At 64.0% G+C, this 16388-nt stretch carries 19 protein-coding genes, 1 pseudogene and 1 riboswitch; of the genes and pseudogenes, 13 read left to right on the top strand and 7 right to left on the bottom strand.

Annotation, left to right across the window (positions count from 1 at the left end; genetic code table 11):
- The first annotated feature begins 2 nt into the window (after window positions 1–2).
- From LZ585_RS11650 to LZ585_RS11660, 3 genes are all read left to right on the top strand, one after another.
- Complete coding sequence (locus LZ585_RS11650; RefSeq protein ID WP_234853729.1) at window positions 3–1184, top strand: dipeptidase; 1182 nt, start codon at window positions 3–5, stop codon at window positions 1182–1184.
- Between the two features lie 3 nt (window positions 1185–1187).
- Window positions 1188–1571: a D-ribose pyranase gene (rbsD, locus tag LZ585_RS11655; RefSeq protein WP_234853730.1), complete on the top strand. Its 384-nt coding sequence runs from the start codon at window positions 1188–1190 to the stop codon at window positions 1569–1571.
- Between the two features lie 62 nt (window positions 1572–1633).
- The gene (locus LZ585_RS11660; protein ID WP_234853731.1) at window positions 1634–1771 is read left to right on the top strand and encodes an entericidin EcnAB; all 138 of its coding nucleotides are present in this window, start codon (window positions 1634–1636) and stop codon (window positions 1769–1771) included.
- 51 nt (window positions 1772–1822) lie between these two features.
- On the opposite strand, the gene LZ585_RS11665 is transcribed toward LZ585_RS11660, so the two are convergent.
- A complete protein-coding gene (locus LZ585_RS11665) occupies window positions 1823–2077 on the bottom strand; it encodes a hypothetical protein (protein ID WP_234853732.1) in 255 nt (84 codons plus the stop codon).
- A 71-nt stretch (window positions 2078–2148) separates the two neighbouring features.
- Here LZ585_RS11665 and LZ585_RS11670 point away from each other — a divergent pair, with 71 nt between their 5' ends.
- Window positions 2149–2526, top strand: coding sequence for a hypothetical protein (locus LZ585_RS11670; RefSeq protein WP_234853733.1), 378 nt, complete (start codon window positions 2149–2151; stop codon window positions 2524–2526).
- On the opposite strand, the gene LZ585_RS11675 is transcribed toward LZ585_RS11670, so the two are convergent.
- Window positions 2523–3035 (bottom strand): GAF domain-containing protein, encoded by a 513-nt coding sequence (locus tag LZ585_RS11675; RefSeq protein ID WP_234853734.1) that lies wholly within the window; start codon window positions 3033–3035, stop codon window positions 2523–2525. The genes LZ585_RS11670 and LZ585_RS11675 overlap by 4 nt on opposite strands.
- Before the next feature lie 125 nt (window positions 3036–3160).
- Here LZ585_RS11675 and LZ585_RS11680 point away from each other — a divergent pair, with 125 nt between their 5' ends.
- A complete protein-coding gene (locus LZ585_RS11680) occupies window positions 3161–3640 on the top strand; it encodes an REP-associated tyrosine transposase (RefSeq protein WP_234853735.1) in 480 nt (159 codons plus the stop codon).
- Window positions 3641–3805: 165 nt separating this feature from the next.
- On the opposite strand, the gene LZ585_RS11685 is transcribed toward LZ585_RS11680, so the two are convergent.
- On the bottom strand, window positions 3806–4459 hold the full coding sequence (locus tag LZ585_RS11685) for a hypothetical protein (protein WP_234853736.1): 654 nt from the start codon (window positions 4457–4459) through the stop codon (window positions 3806–3808).
- A 328-nt stretch (window positions 4460–4787) separates the two neighbouring features.
- Between LZ585_RS11685 and LZ585_RS11690 the strand changes: the two are divergent.
- Window positions 4788–5913: pseudogene (locus LZ585_RS11690) on the top strand (IS3 family transposase).
- Between the two features lie 343 nt (window positions 5914–6256).
- Here the strand turns inward: LZ585_RS11690 and lepA are convergent.
- Genes lepA through LZ585_RS11705 form a run of 3 tightly spaced genes read right to left on the bottom strand, consistent with a single transcriptional unit; the run spans window position 6257 to window position 9717 of the window.
- Complete coding sequence (gene lepA / locus LZ585_RS11695; protein WP_234853737.1) at window positions 6257–8056, bottom strand: translation elongation factor 4; 1800 nt, start codon at window positions 8054–8056, stop codon at window positions 6257–6259.
- Window positions 8057–8105: 49 nt separating this feature from the next.
- Window positions 8106–8987: a DMT family transporter gene (locus LZ585_RS11700; protein ID WP_234853738.1), complete on the bottom strand. Its 882-nt coding sequence runs from the start codon at window positions 8985–8987 to the stop codon at window positions 8106–8108.
- Window positions 8980–9717: an HAD family hydrolase gene (locus LZ585_RS11705; RefSeq protein ID WP_234853739.1), complete on the bottom strand. Its 738-nt coding sequence runs from the start codon at window positions 9715–9717 to the stop codon at window positions 8980–8982. The genes LZ585_RS11700 and LZ585_RS11705 overlap by 8 nt, the downstream gene beginning before the upstream one ends.
- A 34-nt stretch (window positions 9718–9751) precedes the next feature.
- On the opposite strand from LZ585_RS11705, the gene LZ585_RS11710 reads away from it, so the two are divergent.
- From LZ585_RS11710 to LZ585_RS11740, 7 genes are all read left to right on the top strand, one after another.
- The gene (locus tag LZ585_RS11710) at window positions 9752–9943 is read left to right on the top strand and encodes a heavy-metal-associated domain-containing protein (RefSeq protein WP_234853740.1); all 192 of its coding nucleotides are present in this window, start codon (window positions 9752–9754) and stop codon (window positions 9941–9943) included.
- A 138-nt stretch (window positions 9944–10081) separates the two neighbouring features.
- Window positions 10082–10384, top strand: coding sequence for a hypothetical protein (locus tag LZ585_RS11715; RefSeq protein WP_234853741.1), 303 nt, complete (start codon window positions 10082–10084; stop codon window positions 10382–10384).
- Between the two features lie 4 nt (window positions 10385–10388).
- Complete coding sequence (locus LZ585_RS11720; RefSeq protein ID WP_234853742.1) at window positions 10389–11066, top strand: NAD-dependent deacylase; 678 nt, start codon at window positions 10389–10391, stop codon at window positions 11064–11066.
- Between the two features lie 29 nt (window positions 11067–11095).
- A riboswitch (cobalamin riboswitch) is annotated at window positions 11096–11288 on the top strand.
- A gap of 132 nt (window positions 11289–11420) precedes the next feature.
- On the top strand, window positions 11421–13253 hold the full coding sequence (locus tag LZ585_RS11725) for a TonB-dependent receptor plug domain-containing protein (protein WP_234853743.1): 1833 nt from the start codon (window positions 11421–11423) through the stop codon (window positions 13251–13253).
- Window positions 13240–14034 carry an ABC transporter substrate-binding protein gene (locus LZ585_RS11730; protein WP_234853744.1) on the top strand — a complete coding sequence of 265 codons (795 nt, stop codon included), beginning with the start codon at window positions 13240–13242 and terminating at the stop codon, window positions 14032–14034. The genes LZ585_RS11725 and LZ585_RS11730 overlap by 14 nt, the downstream gene beginning before the upstream one ends.
- Window positions 14031–15017, top strand: a complete 987-nt coding sequence (locus tag LZ585_RS11735) for a FecCD family ABC transporter permease (protein WP_234853745.1) — start codon at window positions 14031–14033, stop codon at window positions 15015–15017. Before LZ585_RS11730 ends, LZ585_RS11735 begins: the two co-directional genes overlap by 4 nt.
- Complete coding sequence (locus tag LZ585_RS11740; protein ID WP_234855822.1) at window positions 15014–15754, top strand: ABC transporter ATP-binding protein; 741 nt, start codon at window positions 15014–15016, stop codon at window positions 15752–15754. Before LZ585_RS11735 ends, LZ585_RS11740 begins: the two co-directional genes overlap by 4 nt.
- Here LZ585_RS11740 and parA read toward each other — a convergent pair.
- Complete coding sequence (parA, locus tag LZ585_RS11745) at window positions 15751–16386, bottom strand: ParA family partition ATPase (RefSeq protein ID WP_234853746.1); 636 nt, start codon at window positions 16384–16386, stop codon at window positions 15751–15753. The two genes, LZ585_RS11740 and parA, sit on opposite strands and share 4 nt — an antisense overlap.
- Window positions 16387–16388 lie beyond the last annotated feature (2 nt).

The following is a 16388-nucleotide window of genomic DNA, read 5'->3' on the forward strand; positions in this document are numbered from 1 at the left end:
GAATGCGGAAAAGGCTTCTCGGGGGTGTCGCGCTGCTGGTCGTGCTGGCGGCGGCGGCATTCCTCGTTTTCGCGCCCGGCTATGTCGAACGGGGGCTGAACCCGCTGCGGATGCCGCCCGAAGGCTGGCCTGTGTCGCCCCAGGCGCAGGCGCTGCATGACCGCCTGGTGATCGGCGACTGGCATTCCGACGCGCTGCTGTGGGACCGCAATATCCTGGACCGGGCGGACCGGGGCCACACGGACGTGCCGCGCCTGCTGGAAGGCAATGTGGCGGTGCAGGTCTTTACCACCGTCACCAAAAGCCCCCGCGGGCAGAACTATGACCAGAACAGCGCCGAGGCGGGCGACAACATCACGCCTCTGTTCATGGGCCAGCTGCGCCCGCTGCGGTCGTGGTTTTCGTTGCGTGAACGCGCCCTGGTACAGGCCGAGGCCCTGGCGCGCGCCTCCGAGGCAGCGCCCGGCCAACTGCGCCTGATCCGCACGCGCGCCGACCTGCAAGCCGTGCTGGACGCGCGCGCCGGCGGGCAGCGGATCCTGGGGGCGGTCCTGGGATCCGAGGGCGCGCATCCGCTGGAAGGCGACATTGCCAACCTGGATGTGCTGCATGACGCGGGTTTCCGGCTGCTGGGATTGACGCATTTCTTTGACAACGAGCTGGGCGGCAGCCTGCACGGCGAAGGCGGCACGGGCGCCGGGCTGTCGGATTTCGGGCGCCAGGTGGTCGATGGGATGATCCAGCAGGGCATGGTGATCGACCTTGCCCATGCCTCGCCTCTGATGGTCCAAGATGTGCTGGCGATCCCCGATGCGCGGCCGATCCTGTCCCATACCGGCATCCACGGCCATTGCGGCAGCGCGCGGAACCTGGACGATGCCCTGGTCCAGGCCATTGCGGCCAAGGGCGGCGTGATCGGCATCGGCTTCTGGGCCGACGTGGTCTGCGGCGGCACCACGGCCCATATCGCCGAAAGCATCCTGGCCGCCATCGCCCTGTTGGGCGAAGATCACGTCTCGCTGGGATCCGATTATGATGGGTCGGTGGGCGTGCCCTTTGACGCGGCGCATCTATCGGCCTTGACGCAGGCGCTGATGGACGAAGGCCTGACCGAGGCGCAGATCGCCAAGGTCATGGGCGGCAACATGATCCGCCATCTGTCCGAAACCCTGCCCCAAGGCTGATCCATGAAACGCACACCCCTGCTGCATTCCGAACTGTCCGGGCTGATCGCCGCGATGGGTCATGGCGACCTGCTGGTCATCGGCGATGCCGGGCTGCCGGTCCCGCCCGGCGTGCGCTGCATAGACCTGGCCGTGACGCGCGGCGTGCCCCGGTTCTTCGACGTGCTGGATGCCGTCCAGGCGGAACTGGTGGTGGAACGTTCCGCCTGGGCCAGCGAGGCATCGGCGGACTTGGATGCCGCACTGCGCACCCGCGCCTTGGGCGAAAACCGGACCTTGGCGCATGACGCCTTCAAGGCCCTGACGCGTGATGCCCGCGCCATCGTGCGCACCGGGGAATTCACGCCCTATGCCAATGTCGCCCTGTGGTCGGGCGTGGCGTTCTGAGCGTGGCGGAACCGCCCGCGCAAAACCGCGTTCCGTCGCAGATCATGCAAAGGAGTGGACGGATGCAGAAGACGCTTATCGGCCTCGGCGCGGTTCTTGCAATGCTGACCCTGGCCGGATGCCAGACCGCGCAAGGCCTGGGCCGCGACGTATCGACCGCGGGCCAGGTGATCCAGCAGGAAAGCGCCGAGGCGATGTAGGACGGATCAAAGGCGGCCCCGCAGGGCCGCCCTTGTCATTTCGGGGGGTGGTCAGGGTTTCTGACGCGCGGCCGATCGGATCGAATTGGCGATGGGCCATGTCCAGCCAATTTCGCGTGACCGGTTGGGCCGAAGATAGACCCAGTTCAGCAGCGCAGCCGGGATGCCCAGGGCCAAGCCGATGATCGCGCCCCAGATGAAGGTGGCGACAGTGACATAGCCCATCGCCAGACCCGCGATAACCACCGGGCCTGCAATCGAGGCGACCCAGATATGGATCAGGAACAGTCGAAGATGCATGATCATGCTCCGATAAGGGTGACTGCGAAACGAACGGATGGCGGCGGCGGTTCCGGCCCCCGCGACAGGAGGTTTCGATGCGACTGACGGTCCTTGCGCTGCTGCTGCCGCTGCCCGCGGCGGCATTCACGGCGCAGAACGGCATGACGGCAGTGCAGACCGCACCGTCCGAGATCACGGTGATCCACGAGGTGCGGCGCGAGGATACCGATTATTGGTGCGCGGCGGGCGATCTGGTGCAACGCGAAATGGGCCTGCCGGGCAAGACGCGGCTTTGGCGCGCCTCGCCCAAGCCGCGCGGGGCGGGGGATGGGATCGTCTTCACGCTGGATCCAGCCAAGGCCGCCCCCGGCGCAGGCCTGTCGCAATTTGGCAGCGGGCCGCGCGACGGATCCATTCCGGTCGGCATGGCGGTGGGCACCTTCTGCCGGGTGATCGTGCCCTTTTTCGACTAAGCGGCGCTTGCGGGCAGGTCAACGGCGCCGCTGCCCAGCCTGTCAAGGCGCCTGGCCACCAGGGACGAATGCGTTTCGACCAGGTGCAGCGCGTCTTCGGTCAGGTCGGGGCGCGGCTGGCGGCTGAGAAAGCAGAACATCCCGAAGATGCTGCCATCGGGGCGGTGGACCGGCACCGAAAGATGGCTGCCGATGGGGATCATCTGGGTGATGGGCAAGTCGGTCGCGATCTTGTGGCGGCTGGTGTCGGGCATGAGGCGGGGCAGATTGCCGTCGATGATGTGCTTGCAGTAAACCTCTCGCAGATCCATGCTCTGGCTGGGCTGGATCATCGCTTCCAGACCAGGGGCGCTGACGGCGCGAAAGACCGCGCGGCTGTCGATGAATTCCGACAGATAGGCAACCTCTATCCCCAGCGTTTCGCGCACGGTTTCCAGAGATTGTTGAATGGCCGCGTGATCGGCGGTGTTTTCGGCGACCGTGGACAGGGCGGGCGAAAGGCTGGGCATGGCATCCTCGTTAAGCGACAGGATTGCAAGCTAGCATGGCAAAGGCCGCAGGCGAGACTGGAAATACCTCCGTTTTTATCCGTTGTCGTTAACCGCTTTTGAACCGGAGCGTGCGATGATGGCGTATGTCGCGCTATCTCCGCCCCCGCCTGCCCGGCGTTCCGATCTTCTTCACCGTCGCCCTGGCGCAGTGGGGCGGGCGGGTGCTGGTCGAACAGGTCGATCATCTGCGCAATGCGGTGAGGGTGACGCGGGTGGAACGGCCATTCGGGATAGACGCGTGGGTCGTGCTGCCCGATCACCTGCATTGCATCTGGCGGCTGCCCAAGGAGGATTGCGACTATTCGGTGCGGTGGCGGCTGATCAAGGCAAGGTTTTCCCGCGCCATGCCGATGGGGCCGTTGCGCGACAGCCAGAGGGCGCGACAAGAGCGCGGCATCTGGCAGCGCCGGTTTTGGGAACATCATATCCGCGATGACGAGGATCATGCGGCGCATCTGCGGTATTGTTGGCTCAATCCGGTGAAACATGGATATGTGGAACGGCCCGAGGATTGGCCGTATTCGTCATTCCACCGCGACAAGGCCGCCGGAAAGGTGGCGTAGGGTGCGTGCTTGCACGCACCGTGTGTCGGTGAAGTGGGAGGAACGGGCCATAGTGTGGGCGAGCAGACCGCCCGGATGATCGTGCAACCATAGAATGCGTGTTAACACGCACCGTTGGCCACGGCTGCGAGGAAGCGGTGCGTGCAAGCACGCACCCTACACTTGCTACGCTTGCTGCCGTTGTGTCCAACGCATATAGAATATCAAGAAAGGGTCAGTTAGATATAGAAAATCATCTGACCATTCTAATACAGGCTCTCCATCAATTTCATCCTTTGCAATAGATGCCATGTGGCCAAGGGCAGCAGAAACTTCATGTTTTTGCAAACCTGAACTATCGTCTAGAATTAATTTCAGCTTATCTCTAATCTCGTCATAATGAATCTTTTCTTTGGGCCCAGTCAATGCAACCGCTCTAAGAACTGCTTCGTACCGATCTAAAGAGCCAGAGCCGTCACGAAGCTGACGATCAATCCTCTTGGAGCGGGACTGTGGTCCTTTCGAGAGCTTCTGAAAAGTAGGAAGACCAAACTGCTCTGCTACTGACACAAATATCTTGGCAAGTGCATCATCGGATGGATTATAGCCAGTCTTTCTTGCAATCGACTCTTTTATATCGTAATGGGCGCACAGGCGCGCACAAAATCGTTGCATAATCAGAGGCGATCCGTGAGCCTCCTTAGACAGTTTGCTGATAGTGGCACTACCGACATCCATATTTAGCAAAGGAAAACCGATTTGAGCGATTTTCCTCAATTCATCTTTTGTCCAAACAGGTATTTCAATATGTGCAAATCGCCCCTCCATTTCTCGCTCCACCCCGATAGCATCGAACGCGCGGTGCGGAACAGCAATTAATACAGACGTTAATCCCTAAAATATTTCAGACTTTAGCGTTCTTATAATATCCCTCTGGATATCCTGCGCCATGTAGTGGAAATCATCCACGACAAGCGTAAGGTCGCTAGTTCGCATATATTCAAGAATGTAAGTTTTATGCGATTGCGAAAACTTTTGCTTACTTCCTTCAGAAACTTGACTTTGAGCACTAATCAACCACCTAAGCCCAACTGAGATGGTAATCCTCCCCATGGTTAAAGGGATGCGGAAGTAGAATTTTCTCGGCAAGTTGGACGAGGAGATTCAGATGAAGAAAACCCGTTTCACCGAGGCCCAGATCATGGGCGTGCTGCGTCAGGCCGAGGGTGGTTTGCCTGTGCCTGAACTGTGTCGCGAGCATGGGATCAGCAGCGCGACGTTTTACAAATGGCGTGCCAGGTATGGCGGCATGGATGCATCCATGATGGGCCAGATGAAGTTACTGGAGGACGAAAACCGGCGGCTGAAGCGCATGTTTGCCGATCTGAGCATGCAAGCCGATCTGCTCCGGGAGGCGCTTGGAAAAAAGTGACGCGGCCAGCTCAGCGTCGCGAGCTGGCCGCAAAGGCTGTGGCGACGAAGGGGATCAGCATTGCGCTGGCTTGCCGGGCATTCGGCGTCAGCGAGACCTGTTTCCGCTACAGCCCGAAGCGCGACAACGAGAACGAGCAGATCGCCGACCTGCTCATTGGGCTAACCAAGACCAGGAAGACTTGGGGCTTTGGCTTGTGTTTCCTGTATCTGCGCAACGTCCAGGGCCATGGTTGGAACCACAAACGCGTCTACCGGATCTATCGTGAGCTGGAACTGAACCTGAGGAGTGAGCCATGGAACGCCACTGGTCCGAGTGACCATGGCGAACGCCTCGCAAGCGGCTGAAGCGGGAGAAGTCCGAGGAACTGGCTGTGCCGGAAGCTCCCAACGCGGTCTGGTCCATGGACTTCATGGCAGATCGCCTTGGGGACGGGCGAGCCTTCCGTCTTCTGAACGTCCTGGACGACTTCAACCGCGAGGGCCTGGGCATCGAGGTGGACTTCTCGCTGCCGGCCGAGCGCGTCGTCCGGACCCTGAACCAAATCATCGAATGGCGGGGAGCACCAAAGGCGATCAGGGTTGATAACGGCCCGGAATATATCAGTGGCCGTCTGATGGAATGGGCCGAGGACAAGGGCATTACCCTGACCTATATCCAGCCCGGAAAGCCGCAGCAGAACGCTTACGTCGAGCGCTACAACCGGACAGTCCGGCACGAATGGCTGGACCTATACATCTTTGAAACCATCGAGGAGGTGCAGAACATCGCCACCGAGTGGCTCTGGACCTACAACAACGAACGCCCCAACATGGGCATCGGCGGGATCACCCCTGCCATGAAGCTGAGAATGGCCGCGTGAATTCTACGTCTGCGCCCCGTTAAAACGGGGAGGATTACCAGATCTTTGTCTCTCCGGTTTTTTCAGCTTCGGCTGGGAGGGACAGTTTAGACAGCAGGTCTGCCCAAAGATCAGCACTTGTTTCTACTTGCCCTCCATTAACCGTAATACTTCTCCTTGCCAAGTACATGCCTGGCGAGAACAGTTTTTCCAGACTTGGTAGGTCCAGTTATGGTTATTAATTTGTAGCCTTCATTAATCTCGGATCGAAGCGACTTTTCTAAGGTCACATCGGCCCGTCCTACATAAGTAAGGACGGGCATCCCGCCAGCAACAAAAACGTCTCTAACGCGATGCTTAGCCATTACCCATCCATCTTCAACGCCTGAATAAACGCCGTCTGAGGGATCTCGACCTTGCCGAACTGGCGCATCTTCTTCTTGCCGGCCTTCTGCTTCTCCAACAGCTTCTTCTTCCGCGTGGCATCCCCGCCATAGCACTTGGCGGTCACGTCCTTGCGCATGGCGGACAGCGTCTCGCGGGCGATCACCCGCGCCCCAATGGCCGCCTGGATGGGGATCTTGAACATGTGCCGGGGGATCAGTTCCTTGAGCTTTTCGACCATCACCCGGCCGCGGGCCTCGGCGCGGTCGCGGTGGACCATGATGGACAGGGCGTCCACGGGCTCGTCATTGACCAGGATCGACATCTTGACCAGGAAATCCTCGCGGTATTCGCTGATCTGGTAATCGAAGCTGGCATAGCCCTTGGTCACGGATTTCAGGCGGTCGTAGAAGTCGAAGACGACCTCGGCCAGGGGCAGGTCATAGACGACCATGGCGCGGCTGCCCGCATAGGTCAGGTCAAGCTGGATGCCGCGGCGGTCCTGGCACAGCTTCAGCACGTCGCCCAAATATTCGTCGGGGACCATGATCGTGGCCTTGATGCGCGGTTCCTGAATATGGTCCACATGGGTCAGGTCGGGCATGTCGGCAGGGTTGTGAAGGTCGCGCACCTCTCCGTCGCGCATATGCAGCTTGAAGACCACGCTGGGGGCGGTGGTGATCAGGTCCAGGTCGTATTCGCGTTCCAGCCGGTCGCGGATCACCTCGAGGTGCAAAAGCCCCAGGAAGCCGCAGCGGAAGCCGAAGCCAAGCGCGGCCGAGGTTTCCATCTCGTAGCTGAAGCTGGCATCGTTCAGCGCGAGCTTCTCGATCGCATCGCGCAAGGCCTCGAAGTCGTTGGCGTCCACGGGGAACAAGCCGCAGAAGACCACCGGCTGGGCGGGCTTGAAGCCCGGCAGCGCAACATCGGCACCCTTCTTTTCGTGGGTGATCGTGTCGCCCACGCGGGTGTCGCGGACCTGCTTGATGGATGCGGTGAAGACGCCGATCTCGCCCGGTCCCAGTTCGGGGATGTCCACCATCTGCGGGGTCAGGACGGCCAGCTTGTCGATGCCATAGACCGCGCCGGTCTGCATCATGCGGACCCGGTCGCCCTTGCGGATCACGCCGTCCATGACGCGGATCATCACGACGACGCCCAGATAGGCGTCGTACCACGAATCCACCAGCATCGCCTTCAAGGGCGCGTCGCGGTCGCCCTTGGGGGCGGGCAGGCGGGTGACGATGGCTTCCAGCACGTCTGGGATGCCCAGGCCGGTTTTAGCGGAAATCGGGATCGCGTCCGAGGCGTCGATGCCGATCACCTCCTCGATGTTTTCCTTGACCCGGTCCGGCTCGGCGGCGGGCAGGTCGATCTTGTTCAGGACCGGCACGATCTCGTGGCCCGCGTCGATGGCCTGATAGACATTGGCCAGCGTCTGCGCCTCGACCCCCTGGGACGCGTCCACGACCAGCAGCGATCCCTCGACCGCGCGCATGGACCGGCTGACCTCGTAGGCAAAGTCCACATGGCCCGGCGTGTCGATCAGGTTCAGCACATAGGTCTGTCCATCCTTGGCGGGATAGATGATGCGGACGGTGTTGGCCTTGATGGTGATGCCCCGTTCACGCTCGATATCCATGCTGTCCAGCATCTGGGCCTTCATGTCGCGGTCGGCGACAGTGCCCGTGGACTGGATCAGCCGGTCGGCCAGGGTGGATTTGCCGTGGTCGATATGGGCCACGATCGAAAAATTGCGGATGAGGGAAAGTTCGGTCATGGCCGGGCTATACAAGGGCTTTGGCCCTGCGGGAAGGGGATTTTACGACCTATAGCGCGGCCAGAAGCGCCCGGCGCAGCCGCGCCTCTCTCCACATGGCATAGATGCCCGCGCCCGCGATCAGCGCGGCCCCCAGAAGGGTCAGCGCATCGGGCCGTTCGCCGAAGATGGTCACCGCCAGCAGCATCGCGAACAGCAGCCGGGAATAGCGGAAGGGCGCGATGACCGAGATCTCGGCGATGCGCGTGGCGATGACCATGGTGATGTATCCCAAAAGGCCAAAGCATAGCGTCGCGGCCATCAGCGCCCCCTGCCCTGCTGTCGGCGCAACGGCCTGCTGCCCGCCGATCAGCAGCAGCACGAGCCCCGCAATGCCCATCGACCCAAAGGCGCCTGCAGACAGCAGGCCCGACCCCACTTCGGGCGGCAGGCGGCGGGTCACCAGGTCGCGGACGGCCAGGGTGATGACCGCGATGATTGCCAGGACGGAACTGAACTCGAAGGCCGCAGTGCCGGGCTTCACGATCAGCAGCACGCCCGCAAAGCCCACCGCGATGGACAGCCAGCGGCGCCAGCCGACCTGTTCGCCCAGAAACAGCGCGGCCCCAAGCGTCATCAGCAGAGGCTGCGCCTGCAGGATGGCCGAGGCGATGGACAGATCGCCGGTCGCAAGTGCAGTGACAAAGGTGATGGCGCAGATGCCCTCGCACAGGTTGCGCAGCATGACCGGGGGACGCAGCAGGTTCCGCAGCCGCAGTTCCTCGGGGCCAATGGCGATCCAGAGGGCAAAGACGACCATCCCGGCAAAGCCGATCACGGCCAGCAACTGCCCGGTGGGAATGGTTCCCGACAGCCCCTTCAGCAGCGCGTCTTCGCAGGCAAAGGCGGCCATGGCCAGGACCATCAGCAGGGCCGCGCGCAGGTTATGCATCGCCAGCCTCCAGCCGGGCGATCAGGGCGGGCAGATCGGCGATGCTGTCCAGCCGATGCAAGCGGGGGTGATCTGGCGCGTCCGCCTGTTCAATGGCCCAGGTTAGTGCGTGCGGGATGAAGACGCCGTGGCCGCCCAAGGTCACGACCGGCAGCACGTCGCTTTTCATCGAATTGCCGGCCATCAGGAAGTCCAGCGCCGCGACATCCGCGCGAAACAGCACGCGGGCATAGGATTCGGGTGTCTTGTCGGCCAGGATCTCCACCGTTTCGAACCGCTCGGCCAGTCCCGAGGCGGCGATCTTGCGTTCCTGGTCGATCAGGTCGCCCTTGGTGATCAGGATCAGCCGCCGCCCTTCCAGGGCATCCAGCATCTGCGGCACGCCGGGCAGCAGGTCGACCGGATGGGCCAGCATTTCGGCCCCCAGGTCCAGGATGCGGCCAATGGCGCGGCCGTCGATGCGCCCGTCGGTCAGTTCGATGGCCGTCTGGACCATCGACAGCATGAAGCCCTTGATGCCGAAGCCATAGCGGGCAAGGTTCGCGCGCTCCACGTCCAGCAACCGGCTGGCGATGTCGGCGCCGTCGGCATATTCGCCCAGCAGGGCCACGAATTCGCCCTCGGTCACGCGGAAGAATGTCTCGTTCTCCCACAGGGTATCGTCGGCATCCAGTCCGATGGCCTTTATCATCGCATCCCCCGCCTTGCCCTTGGCGCCATGCAGGATCATGCTGGCAACAGCTTGTCAAACCCATAGGACTGCCATGACCTTCACCGTTCCCGACATGACCTGTGGCCATTGCAAGGCCGCCGTCGAGGCCGCCATTGCCGAGGCAGGCGGCCGCGCCACCGTCGATCTGGCGCAAAAGACCGTCGCCGTCGAAGGTCTGGATGACGCCCGCGCGGCCGAGGCGATTCGCGGCGCCGGCTACGAGGTTGCCGAAGCAAGGCCTTGAAGCGGCGCATGAACCCTGCGGCACACCGCCTGATTGAGCGGGCGGGCCGTTGCTGATACCATCACTGCCGGACGGGCATCGCAGACCGGGACAACCGGCCCCCGCCAGACCCATGAGAAACCACGAGGAGACAGTTTCATGTTCAACCGCATGATCATTGCGGCCGCAGCCATCATGCTGACCGCGCCCCTGGCCGTTGCCGGTCCCATTGACAGCGCCTGCGTCCGGTCCGACCGCGCCCGCGGCAACGCGCCCTTGTGCGGCTGCATCCAGCAGGTCGCTAACCAGACCCTGTCGCGGTCCGATCAGCGCCGCGCCGCGTCGTTCTTCCGCGACCCGCACGAGGCGCAAGAAGTTCGGATGTCCAAAAGCAACGCCGACAACGCCTTCTGGGCGCGCTACAAGCGGTTCGCTTCCCAAGCCGAGGCTTACTGCCGGTAAGCCCTTGCGCATCACCGTCCTGACCGGCGCGGGCATTTCCGCCGAAAGCGGCCTTGCGACATTCCGCGCCGTCAACGGTCTGTGGGAAAACCACCGGATCGAGGATGTGGCGACGCCCGAGGGATTCGCCAGGGATCCGGCGCTTGTCCACCGCTTCTACAACATGCGCCGCGCGGAGGCTGCTGGCGCACAACCCAATGCAGCGCATCTGGCCTTGGCCGACCTGGCCCGGCGCCACGACCTGACCCTCGTCACGCAGAATGTTGACGACCTGCATGAACGCGCAGGCAGCCCGGATGTGATCCATATGCACGGAGCGCTGACCGGCGCCTTGTGCGCCGCCTGCGGGCATCGCTGGCCCGCGCCGACAGTCATGGCGCCCCAGGATCCCTGCCCCGCCTGCGCCCGTCCCGCGACCCGCCCCGACATCGTCTGGTTCGGGGAAATGCCCTATCACATGGAACGGATATGGGACGCGCTTGAAGGCGCCGACCTGTTTGCGGCCATCGGCACGTCGGGCAATGTCTATCCGGCTGCGGGCTTTGCCCAACACGCCCGGCGACGTGGGGCGGATTGCGTGGAACTGAACCTGGAGGCCGGCGTGAACGCCCGCGATTTCCATCGCCGCATCATCGGCCCCGCCAGCCGCATCGTGCCCGACTGGGTCGCCTCGCTGGGCTGATTGCGCTTGCCTGCCCCTCCCTGTCTGGGCTATGGCACCCCTGCCTCGGTTCCGGGCTTGTGCCCGGTTAAAAGGGAACGCGGTGAGATTCCGCGACTGCCCCCGCAACTGTCAGCGGAGAGCCGGGCCGGACAACGCCACTGTTCCCGCATGCGGGAATGGGAAGGCCCGGCCAAGCGATGACCCGCAAGTCAGGAGACCTGCCGAACGCGATCACCCTGACGGCGCGCGAGGGGCGCGCCGGAAACGGAAACTTCCGTCGTGGTGGTGTCGCTGTCCGGGGGTGCATTCCCATCGGATGAACCGCATCGCGTCCGGGCCATGGGTGCCCGGGTTCCTGGAAGGACGTCATTCGTGACCCCAAGACCGCTATTTTTCACCCTGACCGCCGCCTTGGCGCTGACAACCGCCCTGCCCGCTGCGGCCCAGGACGCCGCCCGGGACGCGTTTGTCCTGGACGACATCACCCTGACCGCTAACCGCGAGCCGACCGAGCTGAGCCGGTCGGGAAGTTCGGTATCCGTGCTGACCGGCGAGGATCTGCAAGGACGTGCAGGACAGCCGCTGGCGCGCAGCCTGACTAAGCTGCCGGGCGTGACGCTGCGGCAGTCCGGGCCTCAGGGGGGGACTGGTTTTCTGGAAGTCCGCGGCGCCCCAGCTCGCTATGTGCCTGTGGTCATCGATGGCATTGAGGTTTCCGATTCGACTGCTCCGACCCCTTCCTACAATATTGGCGGTCAGATCACGGCAGGCATCGGCCGTGTCGAACTGCTGCGCGGCGCGCAATCCGCGCTTTACGGTTCGCGCGCCATCGCAGGCATCCTGACTCTTGAATCCCTGCGCCCCACTGAGAATGGACTGCACCACCATTTCGGAATAGAAGCCGGCAGCTACAATACTCTGACAACGAGCTATGGCGCGACTCTGCGCCGGGACGACACCGACCTGGCCTTCCAGCTCAGCCATGTCCGTACCGACGGCTTTTCCGCACTGGACGAGAATGACGGCAACTTCGAGGAAGACGGATACGAGGCGACGCGCCTGTCCTTCTACAGCGCGCATCGGCTGGAAAACGGCGTCACCATTGGCTTCAACGGCTTCTGGGAAGACAGCACCGCCGATATCGACTATTCCAGCGATGCGACTGGTACGCCGGGTGACGACTATTCGGAAAACGAATCCTATGGCCTGCGCGGCTTTGCCCAATTCAGCACCGGAACGGTGGATCATGACATCGCCCTGACCCGCTATCGCATAAGCCGCGATAGCTATTACAACGGAATTCCAACGCGCTATACCGGCGCCCGGACCAAGCTGTCCTGGCAAGGCGCGACCGATCTGGCCCCCGGTGTCCGCGCGGTCTTTGGCGCCGATACCGAGAAGGAAGAAGCCGAGGGCAACGGCGACGCGCGTCTTACCGGCGCTTTCGTGGAAACGACGGCTACTTTGGGTGACCGGATAGACATCACCACGTCGCTGCGCCGCGACGACCACTCCCGCTTTGGCGGCTTCACTTCGGGTCGCGTGGCGGCGGTCTATCGCACGGATGGCGACCTGCTGTTCCGCGCGGCGCTGGGCAACGGCTTCCGCGCGCCATCGCTATATCAACTGTTTGACCCGTTTTATGGCACCGCAACCTTAAAGCCCGAAGAAAGCCGCACCTACGAACTAGGCATTGAAAAGCACTGGGGCGACAGTCACCTGCGCGCGACCGCCTTTTGGCTTAAAGTGGACAATCTGATCGGTTTCGATAACAACGACACGCCCTTGGATTATAACGACGACTTCTATAATCAGGTGGACGGCTTCGCCCGCCGCCGAGGGATCGAGATCGACGGACGCTATGCCTTTGGCGCGGGCCATGCGCTGACGGCCAGCTATACCTTCATTGACAACCAGACCGACGCGCCGGACTGGGCCCGCGTGCCGGAACGCGTCCTGAACCTCGGGGCCGAAACCACCTTCCCCACCGGCACCACGGCGGGCATCGACCTGCAGCACGTGGCGGGCCGGGCGGATGGCATGGACGATTTCACCACCGTCGATCTGCTGGTCAGCCATCCGGTGCGCGACAACGCGACCGCCTATCTGCGACTGGAAAATGCCCTGGACGAGGATTACCAGTGGGTCGACGGCTATGGCACTTCGGGCCGGGCGATCTATGCGGGGCTGCGTGCGTCGTTCTAGGACCATCCTGGCGGCGGCGGTCCTGATCGCCGCCGCCCTGCCCGCGCAGGCGGAACCACAGCGCGTGGTGTCGATGAACCTGTGCAGCGACCAGTTGGCGATGATGCTGGCGGCGCCGGGGCAGTTGATCTCGGTCAGCAGCCTGGCGCAGGATCCCCGCCTGTCGCCCCTGGCCCAAGAAGCCGCGGCGTATCGTCCGAACAGCGGCCGCGCCGAGGAGATCTATCTGATGCGCCCCGATCTGGTGATCGCAGGCACCTATACCCCGCCTGCAACCGTGGCGATGCTGCGCCGTCTGGGCATCCGCGTCGAAACCCCGCCCCCATCCGAGGATTTCGATGCCATCCGCGCCGACATCATTCGCATGGGCGACTGGCTGGGCCGCCGGGACGCCGCGCGCGACCTGCTGGCGCGCTTTGACGCGGACTTGGCTGCCGCGCGCAGTCCCCGAGGCCAAGGCCGCGCGGCGCTGTATTACGCCAACGGCTTCACCTCGGGGTCGGAAACGCTGGCCGGAGCGATCCTGGACGCGGCCGGTCTTGGCAACGTCGCCACCGACTATGGTATCGCCGCAACGACGCCCCTCCCCCTGGAACTGCTGGTCATGGCCCGCCCGGACCGGCTGATCACCGGAGCCAAATGGCCCGGCCAGTCCCGGGGCGAGGCGATCCTCGACCACCCCGCCCTTGCCGCCGCCTCACCCGCCCGGGCGCAGGTCACGGACCTGCACTGGACCTGCGGCACGCCCTTTGTCACCCGCGCCATCCGATCCCTGCGATGAAGGCGCTGCTTCCGGTTTTGGCGGCGCTTGTGTGCGCCTTGTTCCTGGCGTCCCTGCTGACCGGTCCGGCGGGGCTGCCCATGCTGGATTCGTTGCGCGGCCTCGCTTTGGGCGGGGACGGCCCGATCCCCATCGTGATGCGCGAAATCCGCCTGCCCCGCGCGATCCTGGGGGCGGCCGTCGGCGCGGGCTTGGGACTGAGCGGCGCGGCCTTGCAGGGATACCTGCGCAATCCCCTGGCCGAACCGGGGCTGATCGGCATATCCGGCATGGCGGCGCTTGGCGCGGTGCTGTCGATCCAGACCGGGCTGTCGCTGCTGGCGGTTCTGGCCCTGCCGCTGGCGGCCTTTGCAGGCGCGGCGGTCGGCGTGGCGATGCTGATGGCCCTGGCCGGACCGCGCGGCGGGTCGGTTACGCTGATCCTCGCAGGCGTGGCGATTTCTGCCCTCGCAGGCGCGGGAACGGCCCTGGTGCTGAACCTGTCGCCCAATCCTTATGCCGCGAGTGAGATCGTCTTCTGGCTGATGGGGTCGCTGGCCGACCGGTCCATGCTGCATCTTTGGCTGGCCCTGCCGCCCATGGCGCTTGGCGCCGCTGTGATCCTGTCCACCCGGCGCGCCCTGGATGCCCTGACCCTGGGCGAGGCTGCGGCCCAGGCGCTTGGCATGGCCGGGCCTGCTCTGCGCTGGCGGTTGGTCGCGGGCACGGCGCTGATCGTCGGCCCTGCCACCGCCGTGGCCGGGGCCATCGGCTTCGTGGGACTGGTGGTGCCGCATATTCTGCGGCCTTTCGTGGGCGCGCGGCCATCGGCGCTGCTGCCTGCCTCGGCGCTTGGCGGGGCGGCGCTGCTGCTGGCCTCTGACATTGCGGTACGGCTGGTCGTGCCCGACCGCGACTTGAAGCTGGGCGTGCTGACCGCCATCGTGGGCGCACCGCTGTTCTTGCACCTGATCTGGAAAACCCGCAGCGGGGGACGCGTCTGATGGTTCTGACGCTGACCGGCCTGTCCGTCACCCGCCGCCGCCGACCGGTGTTGCACGGGGTCCGCCTGTCCCTCGGACCCGGCGAATTCGTGGGCCTGATCGGCCCGAACGGCGCGGGAAAATCGTCCCTGATGGAGGCCGCGCTTGGCCTGATCCCCTTTACCGGCACGTCCAGCCTTGCCGCGATGCCCGCCGACCGGCGTGCCCGCCACGCCGCCTATCTGCCGCAAGCGCGCGAAATCGCCTGGCCCGTCAGTGTCGAGGATCTGGTGGCCCTTGGCCGCATCCCCTGGCCCGGGGGCGGACGCAGCGGCATGGACCGCATCGCCACCGACGCGGCCATAGACCGCATGGGGCTGGAGGCGTTCCGCAAGCGCACCGCCCTGCGCCTGTCGGGGGGTGAACAGAACCGTGCCCTGATCGCCCGGGCGCTGGCGCAGGACACGCCCCTGCTGATCGCGGACGAACCCATCGCGGGCCTGGATCCGGCGCAGCAACTGGCCTGCCTGCGCCTGTTCCGGGATCTGGCGGCCGAGGGGCGGACGGTCCTTGCCTCGATCCACGACCTGGGGCTGGCGGCACGGTTCTGTACGCGGCTGGTCTTGCTGTCGAACGGGCGCGTGCTGGCCGATGGTCCTGCCGACAGAATCCTGCACGACGACCTGCTGCGCCGCGCCTTTGGCATCACCGTGCGGCGGGTCGATACACCGGACGGTCCGGCGATCCTGCCGGTTTAGCCGATCGCCGCCAGAACCTCGTCGGTCAGCGCAGCGATCTCGTCCCGGGCCGGTCCGCTGCGGGCGCGTTCCAGGGCGCCGACGCCCTGGCCCAGGGTTTCCGCGTAAAGCACGCGGTTCGACACCTGCGTTTGCGCCACATCGGCCCCCAGGGCAGCGGCCTTGAGCGAAACCTCGGCCGACAGCCGGGTGTTCGGGCGCACGCGGTTCATCACCACCAGCACCGGCGCCTTTTCCCGACGCGCCAGATCCAGAACGCCTTCGGTCGCCCACAGATCCACATGGCTGGTCGCCACCGGCACCAGCACCAGATCGGCCACCCGCAGTGCCGGACGCAGGTCGCTGTCGATCTTGGGCGGCGTGTCGATGATGACGAAATCGAACCGCTTCTTCAGCTTTTCGGATTCGTAACTGGCACCCCAGGCAGAGGATGTGGAAAAATCCATGGCCTCGTCCTCGCCCTGGGCCTGCATCCGTTCGATGAACCAGCGGCCCAGGCTGCCTTGCGGATCGGTGTCGATCAACGCAACGGAATGGCCCCTTTCAAGCAGGCTGACGGCCAGGTTGACGGCCAGCGTCGTCTTGCCCGACCCGCCCTTTTGCTGGGCGACCGTGATGATCCTGCCTGCCATCG

Source organism: Paracoccus everestensis (genome assembly GCF_021491915.1).
GTDB classification, from domain to species: domain Bacteria; phylum Pseudomonadota; class Alphaproteobacteria; order Rhodobacterales; family Rhodobacteraceae; genus Paracoccus; species Paracoccus everestensis.